The organism is Tropicibacter sp. Alg240-R139 (assembly GCF_900537075.1).
Taxonomy (GTDB): domain Bacteria; phylum Pseudomonadota; class Alphaproteobacteria; order Rhodobacterales; family Rhodobacteraceae; genus Falsiruegeria.
Genome location: NZ_UNRA01000001.1, coordinates 767,024 through 780,269, shown reverse-complemented (window position 1 = coordinate 780,269; position 13,246 = coordinate 767,024). Strand labels below are relative to the sequence as shown.

10 protein-coding genes are annotated in these 13,246 nt (G+C 58.9%); 2 read left to right on the top strand and 8 right to left on the bottom strand.

Annotated elements, in window-relative coordinates:
- Nucleotides 1–8 precede the first annotated feature (8 nt).
- The 5 genes from G6R15_RS03845 to G6R15_RS03825 are packed head-to-tail and all read right to left on the bottom strand — an operon-like array spanning nt 9 to nt 6,460.
- The gene (locus G6R15_RS03845) at nt 9–878 is read right to left on the bottom strand and encodes a glycosyltransferase family 2 protein (protein WP_240336689.1); all 870 of its coding nucleotides are present in this window, start codon (nt 876–878) and stop codon (nt 9–11) included.
- On the bottom strand, nt 878–2,194 hold the full coding sequence (locus tag G6R15_RS03840; RefSeq protein ID WP_164658453.1) for a lipopolysaccharide biosynthesis protein: 1,317 nt from the start codon (nt 2,192–2,194) through the stop codon (nt 878–880). Before G6R15_RS03840 ends, G6R15_RS03845 begins: the two co-directional genes overlap by 1 nt.
- On the bottom strand, nt 2,191–3,537 hold the full coding sequence (locus G6R15_RS03835) for a hypothetical protein (protein WP_164658452.1): 1,347 nt from the start codon (nt 3,535–3,537) through the stop codon (nt 2,191–2,193). Before G6R15_RS03835 ends, G6R15_RS03840 begins: the two co-directional genes overlap by 4 nt.
- A complete protein-coding gene (locus G6R15_RS03830) occupies nt 3,534–5,777 on the bottom strand; it encodes an AAA family ATPase (RefSeq protein WP_164658451.1) in 2,244 nt (747 codons plus the stop codon). The genes G6R15_RS03835 and G6R15_RS03830 overlap by 4 nt, the downstream gene beginning before the upstream one ends.
- A complete protein-coding gene (locus G6R15_RS03825) occupies nt 5,774–6,460 on the bottom strand; it encodes a sugar transferase (protein WP_164658450.1) in 687 nt (228 codons plus the stop codon). Before G6R15_RS03825 ends, G6R15_RS03830 begins: the two co-directional genes overlap by 4 nt.
- 209 nt (nt 6,461–6,669) lie before the next feature.
- Between G6R15_RS03825 and G6R15_RS03820 the strand changes: the two genes are divergently transcribed.
- Both G6R15_RS03820 and G6R15_RS03815 read left to right on the top strand, forming a co-directional pair.
- Nucleotides 6,670–7,857, top strand: a complete 1,188-nt coding sequence (locus G6R15_RS03820) for a glycosyltransferase family 4 protein (RefSeq protein ID WP_164658449.1) — start codon at nt 6,670–6,672, stop codon at nt 7,855–7,857.
- The gene (locus G6R15_RS03815) at nt 7,854–8,747 is read left to right on the top strand and encodes a sulfotransferase domain-containing protein (RefSeq protein WP_164658448.1); all 894 of its coding nucleotides are present in this window, start codon (nt 7,854–7,856) and stop codon (nt 8,745–8,747) included. Before G6R15_RS03820 ends, G6R15_RS03815 begins: the two co-directional genes overlap by 4 nt.
- Nucleotides 8,748–8,754: 7 nt before the next feature.
- On the opposite strand, the gene G6R15_RS03810 is transcribed toward G6R15_RS03815, so the two are convergent.
- The 3 genes from G6R15_RS03810 to G6R15_RS03800 all read right to left on the bottom strand — a co-directional run bounded on the left by G6R15_RS03810 (nt 8,755) and on the right by G6R15_RS03800 (nt 13,148).
- A complete protein-coding gene (locus G6R15_RS03810; RefSeq protein ID WP_164658447.1) occupies nt 8,755–9,951 on the bottom strand; it encodes a glycosyltransferase family 4 protein in 1,197 nt (398 codons plus the stop codon).
- Between the two features lie 168 nt (nt 9,952–10,119).
- Nucleotides 10,120–11,790, bottom strand: a complete 1,671-nt coding sequence (locus G6R15_RS03805) for a thiamine pyrophosphate-binding protein (protein WP_164658446.1) — start codon at nt 11,788–11,790, stop codon at nt 10,120–10,122.
- Nucleotides 11,787–13,148, bottom strand: a complete 1,362-nt coding sequence (locus G6R15_RS03800) for an amidase (RefSeq protein ID WP_164658445.1) — start codon at nt 13,146–13,148, stop codon at nt 11,787–11,789. The genes G6R15_RS03805 and G6R15_RS03800 overlap by 4 nt, the downstream gene beginning before the upstream one ends.
- Nucleotides 13,149–13,246 lie beyond the last annotated feature (98 nt).

The window sequence follows — 13,246 nt, the reverse complement described above, 5'->3', positions numbered from 1 at the left end:
TGCATCGGTCAGTCTAGCTCCAGTATTCGCTGCGGATTACTACGGCGGCGCAGGATATCCCCCATCGCGATCAGATTGCCCCGCAACCGCCCCCTGCGGTCCAAGTAGGGCGGTGGCTTGATCGCTCCCAACAGATTGGCCGCGAAGTTGCGTGACATCAACCGAAAGGCATGGCGCCGACCCAGGGTCCCCTTACCCAGCATGTAAACTGGATTGGCAATCTGCGAGTACCCCAGCCGAACGCCGGGGGTCCGCCCGCTTTTGATACCCAAATGAACCCCCAGCAACCCATCGGCCCGCACCACCCTACCCCGCCAGGCAGCCCGGCGCGACAGATCCAGATCCTCAAGCCAGCCATAAAGTGGCAGTTTCTCATCGAATAGATCCGGGGAGGCCATCACACGCACCGCCATATTACAGCCATAGCCAGATCGGATGTCCATTGACCGAGTGGGGTTTGCAGGCCCGGCTTGGCCTAACATCTGAGCAGCATCGTCAAACGCCAATCCCGGCCCCCTGGCACCGTCGGCCAGAACCTGCCCGGTTGCGATCATGATCGACGGATCTTGGGCAAACAGGCGGCGAAGTTCCGCAACATAGCCTTCGGCGATCAGGAAATCGTCATCCAAAAACAAAACAATGTCGCTATCGACTTCGCTTCTTAGAATGGCGTTGCGCTGTGCACAGCTGCCCTTGGTTGAAGTAATGACAGAAAGCTCAAACGGCATGTTGTCGGGCTTTGGCCCGTCAAAATCCTGGGGTTCGGCGATGCTGACCACCACCTTATCCGGCAGATCCGCAAGGGTGCCCATGTATTTCAACATCTGCCGCAAAATAGCAGGGCGCCCGGTCGAGGCTATGCCCACAGTCACTTGCATCACCCCTGAACCTCATGACCGCTTCCAGAGGCTTGCGCGCGCCCTATTATGGTCGATCTACACCACCAAACTGCTACGCAGGCTGCCCCCAATTGTGCCGCACAGGTCAGGACAAAGGCCCAGGCCGCACCCATTGCGCCGTGATCTGGGATCAGCAATGCGCAGGCCGTCAGGCTGACCCCGAACGAGGCTGCCGCAATGATCAACCGTACACTAAGCACCTGCGCCGCTGTCAGCAAAGTGATCATCGGTGCGGCCAGCAGGGTCAGGGAGGAGCCGATTACGATGACCGTAAACAAGTCGCGGGCGGCGTAATCAGAGCCAAACATGAACGTCAAAATCTGTGCGCCAAACACCCAAGCCACGGCAACCGAAATCACAGCCAGCGCCAGAGACGTCCCGATCAGTCGCCTTATCAGTGTTTTCAGCGCCTGCACCTGTCCCAAACGGATGTGTTTGCGCAGCCGGGCCGCCGTGGCGCTCCCCAAAGTGTTAGCGACCATATTGAGCCCGGTGTGCACATAGGCCAACGCCCCGAACACCCCCACGGCCGCCAACCCCGCCGACCGTTCCAACACGATGGACGGCACACTGATCGCCCCGCGCGCCAACAGCAACGCCAACCCCACCGGCAAAAGCCACCAGGCCAGATGCAACACCTTGCGACCGTCAGTCGCCCAAAGTTCACGCCACGCCACCCGCTGCCCCAGCCGGTCGAGCAATTGCAGGTCGGCGACGCGATAGGCCAATGCCCAGGCGAGCGCCTGAAAGCACAACGCTAGCGGTAGGCTGCGCCAGAACCAGAATGCCACCGCAAAAGCCAAAAATCCGGCTGATCCGCGAGCCAGAATGGACCAGGCCACAAAATCCAACCGCTCGGCCCGCTGAAACATGCCGTGGTTCAGATCGGATTGGGTGCCAAAGAACCGCACCAGCGCCAACAACAAAAGTGTACTTTGAACCATGCAGCCTGATCCAGCGAATAGGGTGAATGCGATCACCACCGTCAGCGCCAAAGCCAGACTGCCGCCAACAAAGCGCAACGCCACATAATCAGAGCGGGAGAAACGGGTCAGGTCGTCAACTGTGTGAACCTCTCGCATCCCCAGTGACGCCAGAAAGAACAGCGGCGTGACCACGGCTGTCGCCAATGTGAGCGCACCCACGTCTTCGACCTGCCCCAAATGCGCTGTGACCATGATCAGTCCCAACTGCGTCAGCGCCAAATACCCGCGTCCGATGGCCGCAAAAAATACATTGCGCCGCAAGGATGGTTGCGGCGCTGTTTCGTCTATTTGAGGCTTGGGTTCGCTCACGAGGGCGCAACCCGATAGGCCGGTTGCAATACGAAACTCTGCTCTAGCCCCCGGGCCCTGCGGTTGGCCAGGACCAGCCCGAAAAAGGCGCCAAAACCGATCCACTCACCGAACCCCGGATGACCCGCATCACCCGCCACCCAGACCCGGAACAGGGGCAAGAGCGGCAGGATCGCCACCCATTCGACTCGCACCGGCAAGACCCAGCTTCCGGGTGCGGCCACAAGGCGAAACACGAACAGGACCCACGACAGGAAGAGCCCCAGATAAGCCGCCACCACCAGAAGGAATGGCACCAACCCGGCGTGGAGCCAGGCGCCAATGAACAGGTTGTGGACATTTTGGCCATTGAACTCCACCAGACCTGCGCCCACCATCGGATTCTGCTCAATGCGACCGAAGGCCCAGGAATATTGATTGAACCGCCCCTCGGTCGATTGATCCTCGAACGACAGACGGGCAGCAATCTCGTCCATGGCCGCCGATCCCGCAGAGAGGACCAGGATCAGAGCCAGGGCACTTGCCACGATCAGCGCCGTTTTCACATAGAACTCACCCGGACTTTGAACGCCGCGGCAGATCAACCCGATCCAGGCCGCAAGCGGTATGCCCAAAGCAGACATCAGCAAGACCGAGCGCGTGTTGAAAACCACCAGCGTCACCAAAGTTACGGCAGTGATGAACCCGCCGATACGATCCGCCCCTTTTCCGGTAAATCCCGCCCGCATCAGAACCATGGCAATGAACATACACACGGCCACGATGTTCTTGTTTGAGGCCGGAACATCGACGCCCTCGGGCGCAACCATCTGAAACATCTCGCGCAGGAAATGGTAGAAGACAAACCCCAAGTCCCCGGTCGACAGGAAATGCACCAACGTACTGATCCAGCTCAGCCCGATTTGCCGGGCGAGGTATTCGGTAAAGGCAAAAAAACCGATAATCGCCAGCATCCCGCCCCACCGCAGAACGCGCGCATCCGCCCGCGTGCCCACAAGGCCCACGGCCAAAGTTAGTGCACAGGTCAGGAAAAAGACTTGCCGGAACACCATGCCTTTGGTTGGCCCACCGACCAGGTTGACCTGCAACAAAATCAGATAAAGGACATAGGCCGCCAGCCACGGCAAGATCATCCGCAACAGTGAACTGACACCGGTGGCAAGCTGCATTGGGAAAAGACACAGAATCGCACCCAGGATCATGGCCATCATGTACGGCAACCGCAGGTCAAACCCGCCAGCCGAAGTCACCGGCACCCAAGTCAGCGTCACGGTCGCAATTGCTGCTGTCACTGCCACCCGCAGGATCGGTGAAACGGGTGGCCCTGCGGCCCCGACGCTCATGCCCGGCGCCCCCAATCTGAGATCGACGTGACCGTGCCGCTCCGTGATCTGCGCGCTGCACCTGTGCCCGACCGGCCATACAGGCGATAAGTTTCACCCAGCCAGGGGTCTTCGTTCAACTCGCTGAAGTTCAGAACCACACCCGCCAGTTTCTTACGCGGCAGACGCGCCATGGCACGTCGGGCCGCGTCGATCTGGGTCTGCCCCCAACGGACAACAAACAGGATGCGGTCGCTGTGGCGGGACAGGATCGCACAATCAGCCACATTGGCAGCAGGTGGGCCATCGATCACAACCAGGTCGTAGTCCCGCCGTGCCTGCTCCAGAAATTTGGGCAGTTGCGGCGATTCTAATGCGTTGATCGGCATATCCGTCAGGATGCCAGCAGGCAGTACATCCAATACACCGTCCTGAACATCCGGGCTGGCTTGCCAATCGGCCCCTTGCAGGATGTCCGCCAAGCCAATCTCGTTAGCCAAACCGAATTGATCGGACAACCCTGCCCGGCGAAGATCGCCGTCTATCAACAGAACCCGCTGTCCGGCCACGCTGCCAGATGTCGCCAAGGCCGCCGCGATCGAGGTCTTGCCCTCGAGCGGGGCAGTCGAGGCCAAGTAGATCACCGGCGCAATGTCGCTGCCCTGATGATCTGCGCTGACAGAATAGCGCAGCGCTGCCACGGTTTCGGTAAAGGGTGACAGGGGTTCGGCCTCGATGATGTCGGGAATGGCCTGCCGCCTGTCCAGCTTGGGCAGTTGAACCAGAATTTGCACCCCTAATGCGCCTTCGATCTGGGCCACCGTGCGGAACGTCGTATCCAGCGCCTCGCGTGCAAGGCCCCAGAGGACGGCGATCAAAGCCCCAAACATGAAGCCAAGAATGACAAACACCCGGACTGGCGGAAAAACCGGCTCCAAAGGGGTTGTGGCACTGGTTACGACCTGCGTGCCGCTGGTCGAGAAAGAACTGAGCTCTTCGGCCAGGCCTGCGTTGTTCAGGTAGGTTTCATACCGCAGGCGATAGGCCTCGGCGACGCGTTCAAGCTGTTGCAAATCGACGTTGTTGCGGATCTCAATCTTGGATTGCCCACTGGCGCGCGTCAGCGCCTCACTGAGTAGACGCGTGCGGTTCTCCAATGTTTCGACCTCGTTGCCCAGCACGTTCACGATACGCCGCACCTGTCGGTCGATCTGACGCTCAATCGCGGCCCGGATCTGTCGAACTTGATCCAAACGCGCATTGTCCCCGCGCGAGGTCGCGCTCAGGTCCCGCTCACGCAGTTCAATCTGCAGCAGTTGCTGACGGAGCTCTGTCAGGATGTCCGATGACTGCACTTCGGGCAGGTCCAGAATATCACCACCTTCGCTCAACAAGGTTTGCGCCCGCTCGAATGCTGCGCGTTTCAGCGCTAGTTCTGAGCGCGCACGCACCAATTCGGCGTTCAATTCGGTGATCTGTTGATCGCTTAGCGACGCCCCGTCGGCCTCACCGATCAACCCGTGTTTGACACGGAAATCGGTGACCGCCTTTTCCGCGATCTCGACCTCTTGGCGTAGCTCTTCGGCCCGAGCACCGATCCACGCGGACATCTGCAGCGCATCATCACGACGCTGACTGATCCGCAAATCGACATAGGTGGCAACGACAGCTTGGGTCACACGGTGCGCCAACCTGGGGGAATTGGCCCGAATATCGATGGTGATAACGTTGGTGTCCCCCTCGCGTGATACGGTCAACGCATCATCCAAAGTCTTTCTGGCGCTCAAGGCCGCCGGGTCAGGCGCGTCGACAGGCAAGGGGCCGCGCCCCTTTTGCCGGTCACTGGGAACCAGTTGTTTGATGTATCTGATGGCCAATTCAAAGTAGTTGGGCGGCTTGGACTGGAAGAACGGCTCGGACGTCAGATCAGCCCGCTCGACCACTTTAAGCAAAGTGTCGTGTGCCTCGAGCACCAGAATCTGACCGTCAACATAACTGGTTCCGATGGTGGGAAAGGTCGGGTTTTCTTCTTCGATCGGGTTGGTGGCCGGGCGCTCGATCATCAGCTGAGCGGAACTTTTGTAAAGTCGCTCCATGTTCAACGCCGCATAAAGCGCCACGCAGGCGCACAACAGACCCAAGATTGCGATGCGCCAGAAATGCCGCCGCAAAAACGACAACGACTGGCGAAAAAGTTCCGCCAGGGTCATGTCTTGATCGGCAGGCCCTCTGTGGCCGTATCTGGTTCGGTCTTCTGTCATTGTCCTTGTCGTCGCAGCACAATCAGGCTGGTCTTGAGGATCAGCGACAAATCACCGCCAAACGTCACGCTGGTAAAATATCGTGCATCCATCTCGACCCGCTCCTCGTAACTCACGCGCCCGCGTCCGTGAACTTGCCACAAACCGGTCACTCCCGGCCGGAGGGCCAGGTATTTCGGAAGATTGACAGTGTAGCGCTCCAATTCTTCGACCGTCACTGGCCGCGGGCCCACAAGGCTCATCTCTCCACGTAGAACGTTAACAAGTTGAGGCAGTTCGTCCAAGCTTGTCTGCCTTAGAAAACGGCCCAGCCGGGTAACCCTAGGGTCCTCGGTCAGCTTTTGATGTTTGTCCCATTCGCGCCTTGCGTGCGAATTTTGCCGCAAGTGACGTCTGAGTACGCGTTCGGAATCCACCCGCATCGTGCGAAATTTCAGGCAACGGAAATCCCGCCCTCCACGACCGACTCTTTCGTGCGAAAACACCGGCGGCCCGCCATCAAGCCACACCAAAATTGCAAGCAGCACAAAAATCGGGAAACACAAAACTAACAAAACAACTGCTAACACTATATCAAGCACACGCTTGCCAACCGACCTGTATAATTGTCTTCCATTTGACGATATTCCGTCAGAAAGGCGTGCGCATTCGTTCAGCCGAAGCTGTCCTAAATCTTCTTTCATCTTGAGAGTCCCCCAACCCTAAAGATTTCAAGCAATACGAGGTCGACCCTAGCATATTTGTCCGAAATGCATCAGTTTTTGACTGAGATTCATCTTTATCCCTTTGGAAACAGACTGTTTCCGCATGAAAATGCGGCAACAATTTCCGAGAAAACAATAGAATTGTCACGTTAAGCAGAACTGACAGAAGGGTTTGAAAAGGAACGACAATGGATGATTCGGCAATTGATCCCGATCTGGGGTCTCGTGACATTACAGTTGGGACTGCATCGGCAGAAGCAACTATTATGTCAGCCGAAACGCTTGCAATTTTTAATGTCTGCGAAACAGCCCAAGGGGGTGTAGGTCGTTATCAGGACGCTTTGTCCGCCCTCTCGAATCATGGTTTTTCCTGCCATGTTCTACTTCCTGATTCGGACATCGACATTTTGTCTGACGCATCACGAGCGACTACCTTTTCCCGTTCAAGACGAGGCCCGGTTGCAATACTGCGTTTGTTGAGCGGGTTTATGGCCGAGCGTCAGCGACTTAAACCCAATATCTATTTCTTCCACAGCACTTTTACGCTGTTTCCACTTTTGATCCTGCGCGTGATCGGCGACAAGTCTCCGGCCGTGTACTGTGCCCATTGCTGGGCCGCCTCATCAGATGACAAAGAGACGTTGAAAAAGAAGATCATCCGCCAAGTCGAGGGGCGCCTTTGCGGCCTAGCGGATCTAATTGTGAATGTGTCCCAATCGGACGCGCAAACAGCGCAAGATTTCGGGTATCGCGGAAACCATGTGGTCGTTGAAAATGCTGTGGCGGAACCCTCACCGGATGCCCGTGACGACATTTTTCGACGCAGATCTCTCAAGGCCATCAATTTGCTGTTTGTTGGACGGTTCGACCGGCAAAAAGGGTTGGACATCCTGCTGGAAGCCTTTCAGCTGGCTCAGGTCGAAAACCCAGCGTTGCACTTACACCTTGTGGGCGAGCCTGTGCGCGGCGGACAGATACCCAGTCTACCAACGGCTGTAACGCATCACGGCTGGATCGCGCCCGAACAGATCGACTCCTACTATCGCTCAGCCGATGCACTTGTTGTGCCGTCACGGTGGGAGGGGCTGCCGCTGGTGATACCCGAGGCCTATCGCAACGGCACCCCAGTTCTGGTTGCACGCACAAGCTGGATGGAGCATCTGGTTGAAGAGGGTGCAACAGGGTATTCCTTCGCCCCGAACGTTGGTGAACTGGCCAAGCTGTTAGCCTTGGTTGATCGTCAGGGTCTGGACAAGATGCGCCCGCAGGCTAGGGCGCTCTATGAAAAGCGTTTTGCTATCGAACGGTTCAGCCACGAGATGGCCAGGCACCTGCGGGCGTTGATTACGGGACTGGGGGCCAAGCTCAACAAATGACTACGCGCGCGCTTCCATCCTTGATCATTGCAGGTGTGCCGAAGACCGGCACAACTTCGGTCTTTGATTGGCTGAATGCCCATCCGCACGCCCAAGGCTCGTCTCTGAAAGAAACCTGCTTCTTTGCAGATCCCGATAGCCACGCATTTCGACCGGACTTTAACAGCGATCTAGGTCTGGACGTCTATCGAACCGTTTTTGCGGGAAACGACGCAGATGCCAATCTTCTGTTCGAAGCGACACCTCTCTACATCTACAGCACTCGGGCATTGGAACAGATCCCGTCTTTGCCGTCGAAACCTAAATGCCTGTTTATCCTACGTGAACCGGCGGCGCAGATCCGGTCAACCTATCAGTTTTTTCGCAATACCTGGTCCTATATCCCAGTTGAAATGAGCTTTGCCGACTATTTGATTGCCGTCCGTACCCAGGACCATGATTTTGGCGGCAACGAATTGGCCCGCGATGCGTTGATCAACGCGGATTATGCACCATGGTTGCGCCGTTGGCGCACGCGGCTGGGGCCTGAGCGCATGAAAATCTGCTTGTTCGAAGACCTCAAACGCGATCCTGGCACCTTCATGATCGACCTGTCCCAATGGTGTGACTTGGACCCAAAGTTTTACGCCGATTTCTCATTTGAGACCAGCAACGAGAGCTACGAGGTGGTTAATCGGTCGCTGCACGGGTTGAACATGGCTGTCCGGGATCGATTGCCCAAAGGGTGGCTCTATGATCTGGCGCGCAAGATCTATCGGCGTTTCAACACGCGGCCTGTTGCCAAGGATGTTGATGCCGAGGAATTGCTGCGTTTGAAGCAGGAATTTGTAGCCTCATATGCCCCACTCGAAGACGAGTTTGGGTTGGACCTGAGTGCCTGGCGAAACTGAGCCGGAATTATCCCAGCATCCCATCGTATATTTCGATCAGCCGCGACAGATGGTGCTCGGGCGACACTTGGGACGCCAACACGCTGCTGTCAAAACGCCCGATTTTCTGTATCCGACGCAGGCTGTCTGCCAGAGTTTCAACGTCTCGGCTATCATGGACGATGCCATTGATGCCGTTCTCGACCACTTCCGCGGCGGCAGTCCAACTGCCGCAGACCACGGGTACCCCGCGCAGCAGTGCCTCGATCGGGACAAGCGGCTGGCATTCGTACCATTGGCTGGGAAAGACCAGCGCCCGTGCCTGTCCCAATTCAACCTGAACCTGCGCCGCATCAAGCCATCCTGTGATCCGGGCACCTGGGTTGGCCTTGCGAATGGCCTCAGACTCGGGGCCATCGCCCACGAACACCGCGCCTACCCCAGCCAACTGAGCGGCTTTGGCAAATTGCAATGCGCCTTTTTCTGGCGAGAATCGCCCCACAAAAACAAAGGCTTTGTTTTGTACCGCTTCGACCAAAGGGCCGCCCGCCTCTACCGGATTGGGCAGGCTGTGCAAACGCGCAGATTTGGGCAGTGAGGGCCGCATGGCGCGAAGCTGTGTTTGCGAAATATAGGCCACATCGGTCAGGCCGCGTGGGATCTGCCCAGGACCACGTGCCACCACCGAACGCGCCACGCGCCAAACTTTGTGGCTGACGTGGCGGGCGTCGCAGTTCACCGAAAGACAAGAGGGCGAAAGGGGCGTGCGCGTGCAAATTTCTTGCCGTCGATAATCGTAGAACCCACCGTTGGGACAGGCCAGGAAGTATTCGTGCATCGTATAAAGCGCAGACAGCGGACCAGACGCCAGAACCCTTCCAACAGAGGGCGACAGCGCCTTGGCCCAACCGTGGCAATGAATGACCGAGTTGGCCGGGTCTAGCTTGGAAACCTCTTGCCGGAGAGCCTGCAAAGCCGCTCGGTTCCAGAGTCCGGTCGTCATTGCATTCAGTCGCCGAGGGTTATACGCCAACGTGTACTGGTGGAGGCAAACAGTGCGGATATTGTCATGGATCAGTTGCGGATCCGGATCACCAGAGGCAGCGAAAAACACCACTTGCACACCTACATCAGCCAGCAAACGCGCGCTGTCGATGGCAACCTTGGCCTGCCCGCCGTTGACGTCAGCAAAATCGCCCACGATCAGAACATTTCGAACCCGCATACGCCGTGATGCCCCCTCAGACTACGTCTTACTTTAGGTCACAGCATCATGGCCGGGCAAGCGGCTGTCCGAAAAGCCGAAACCGCGAGCGCGCCCGGCACGCGTGCAACACATCTATCGACCTAAGCTGGCGGAGGACAACAAAGGATTGCGCGATACGCAGGCAAATCAATCTTGATCAACCGTTTTGAACAGGTCCTTTCGCAGAGTCATCAGCGCTTTGGGGTCTATCTTTCCCTGGATGACGGTGGTCTGATTGCTGGCTACGGCGCGGGTCAGCGCGGGGCCGACTTCGCCCGGGCCATTCACCCAGATCCCCTGCCCACCACAAAGCTCGGCAAACTTGTCGAACCGGGGCGATTGTATCTCTGCCCCCAGCAAGCGTCCGCCGTAGAACTCCTGCTGATAAGCCTTCTCGGCTCCCCATGCTTCGTTATCCAGAACGACGACCACGATGGGCAGCTGGTACTGAATCGCGGTCTGAATCTCGATCATCGTGTACCCGATCGCCCCGTCCCCCATCACCGCCACCACTGGTCGTTCGGGCATGGCTGCCTTGGCGCCGATAGCAGCAGCCAGACCAAAGCCCACCAGCCCGAAGTCCAGCGGCGTGATCAGCGAAAGCGGTTCGTAATGCGCCAGTCGGTCAGCGGCCTGCAGGCAGGTGTTGCCAGTGTCCAGGGTGACGATGGCGTCTTCGGGAAGGGCCGCGCGGATTTCGGCCAGTGCGCGGCGCGGATGTATGGGCAAGGTCGCGATCTGCGCCTCTTCGTCCCTTTCGGCCCGCAAGCTGGCCATGTCTGCCGCGAAAGCCGCACGCCAATCGTGGGTCTGCGGTTTGCGGGCCGTCGAAGCTAACGCCTCGGCCGTCAAACGGGCGTCCGCCTGCACTGCGATCTCGGCCGGAAAGTAGCGCCCCACCGCAGATCCGTCGATGTCCACATGGGCAATGCGCGTCTGAAGCCCGACGTAGTCGTTGGAATGAAAGGTCGAATTGAACCCCAGCCGTGCACCCAACACCAGCATCACATCCGCCTCTTTCGTCAGGCGGCTGGCCACCCAGTTGCCGCGCGGCCCGGCCTGACCGGCAAACCACGGATGGCCGTGGCGCATAACATCTGCATGGCCAGTCGAGGCCACAACTGGCACCTCCAGTTGTTCAGCCAAGGCGGTCAACGCGTCGCGCCCTCTGCCCCATTTGAAGCCACCGCCTGCAAAGATCACCGGGCGTTCGGCCCCGGTCAGCAACTCGGCGATGGCGGCAACATCGTCTGGCGCGGCAGGGCCCGGGCGGGCAAAATTCACCGGTTGCGGATCGTTTGCAGGCACCGCTTCGGCAAAAAGATCGCGCGGCACATGCAGAACCACCGGCCCCCGTCGACCCGAGTTTGCCAGGCGGATCGCATCCTCAAGCATTGCAGGCAGGCGCGCGGCGTCACTGACCATGACCGAACGCTTGCTGATCGGCGCAAAGAGCGCAACCTGATCGACCTCTTGGAATGTATCCTTGGCGTGATCGCAGCGGCTGATGGCACCCGCGATGACCACCAGCGGCGAATAAGCCAACTGCGCTTCGGCCACCGCCGTCACCAGGTTCACAACACCCGGCCCGGCCTGCGCCCCCAGCACAACACCCGGTTTACCAGTCATCCGCGCCCAAGCATCGGCCATGTGCCCCGCCGCGCGCTCATCCCGCGCGCCCACGTAGGCAATCGCACCATCCTTGTACATCGCGTCATAAAGCTCGAGCATCGAGCCGCCCAACAGGCCAAACACGGTGTCGATCCCGTTGGCCTTGAGAACACGATAGGCCGCTTCGCCGCCGGTGATTTTTGTCATCTAAGGTCTCCTGAAACGGTGCGCTCGATCCACCTGGCAAAGCGCAAGAGTTTGGCATCGGACCCGCGTGGCCCGGTGATGTGCAATCCGACCGGCATCCCGTCACTTGAGGTGCCGAAGGGGATGGAAATTGACGGTAGCTCCATGACCGGGGTCAGGGTCACGCTGCGCCAGTCCTCGGGCAGGTCGTGATCTGGCTGGTCGGCGGAAAATGCAAGGCCGGTGGTGGTGGGCCAGAGCGCAAAATCATAGGTGTCAAAGAACCGCACCGTGTTCTGCCATACCTGAGTTCGGACGCGGCGATAGTCGATGTAATCCTGCAGGCTCAGCCCTTCGCCCGCGGCGCAGGCTCTGGCAAAACTGGGGCTGGCCAGCGCCATGTCGGGCTGCATCGCATCGCGGTAGCCAAGCGCCGACAACCCACGGATCAGCCCGCCGAACGGCAAGAGCGGAGCAAGGTCAGGCGCGCCCTCTTCGATCTGCCATCCCCCCGATCGGCAGATGTCCGCGACCGACGCGATTGCGGCTTGGATCGAGGGATCGACCGAAGCGCCAAAGGGGGCCAGCGACAGCGCTAGCTTGCGCGGCTGCACAGGCGCGTTCAAGGAGGCAAGGCTTGGCGGTTCGGCCCAATATCCCAGGGGCTGCTTTGCGGTGTTACCCAGCATCACCTCAAGCATCAGGGTGAGGTCGCTTACATTGCGCGCCATGGGACCGGGGATGGACAGCCCGTCAAAGGGGGTTGGGTTCGGGTCGTAGGGGATCAAACCAGATGTTGGGCGATACCCAACAACCCCACACCACGCCCCCGGGGTGCGGGTTGAGCCGCCCAGATCCGACCCATCTGCCAGCGGTGCCATCCCAGCCGCCAAAGCCGCCGCCGCGCCACCGGAACTGCCCGCGACCGTTTTGGTCGGATCGTGCGGGTTGCGGGTGGTGCCCGAAACTGGATTTGATGTTTGGCCAGAGAAGGCAAATTCAGGCGTGTTGGTTTTGCCAAAGATCACCGCGCCCGCGTCGCGCAACCGTTTCACATGCAGCGCGTCGGCATCTGGCACATGGGTTTCAAATGATTTGGAGCCATAGGTGGTGCGCAGCCCTTTGGTTTCGAACACATCCTTGATCGCAACGGGCACCCCGTGCAAGGGACCGGCAAATTGGCCCTGAGCCGCCATGTAGTCCAGCTCTGCCGCGCGGGCCTGTGATGCCTCCCAATCAAGCGTGACAAAGGCATTCACCGCGCCATTCACCGCCTCGACCCGATCACGATGGGCGGCCAGAACTTGGGTGGCCGTCAAGGCTCCGGTGCGGATTTGATCGACTATGTCGACGGCATTCAGAGTGGCAATATCGGTCATGTGGGTGGCCTTCCGGTGGTCTGGCCTGTCCTCACAATGGCAGGCGTGTCACCGGGACGATAGAAAACCGCGCCCGTGTTTTCGCCAACATACCGACC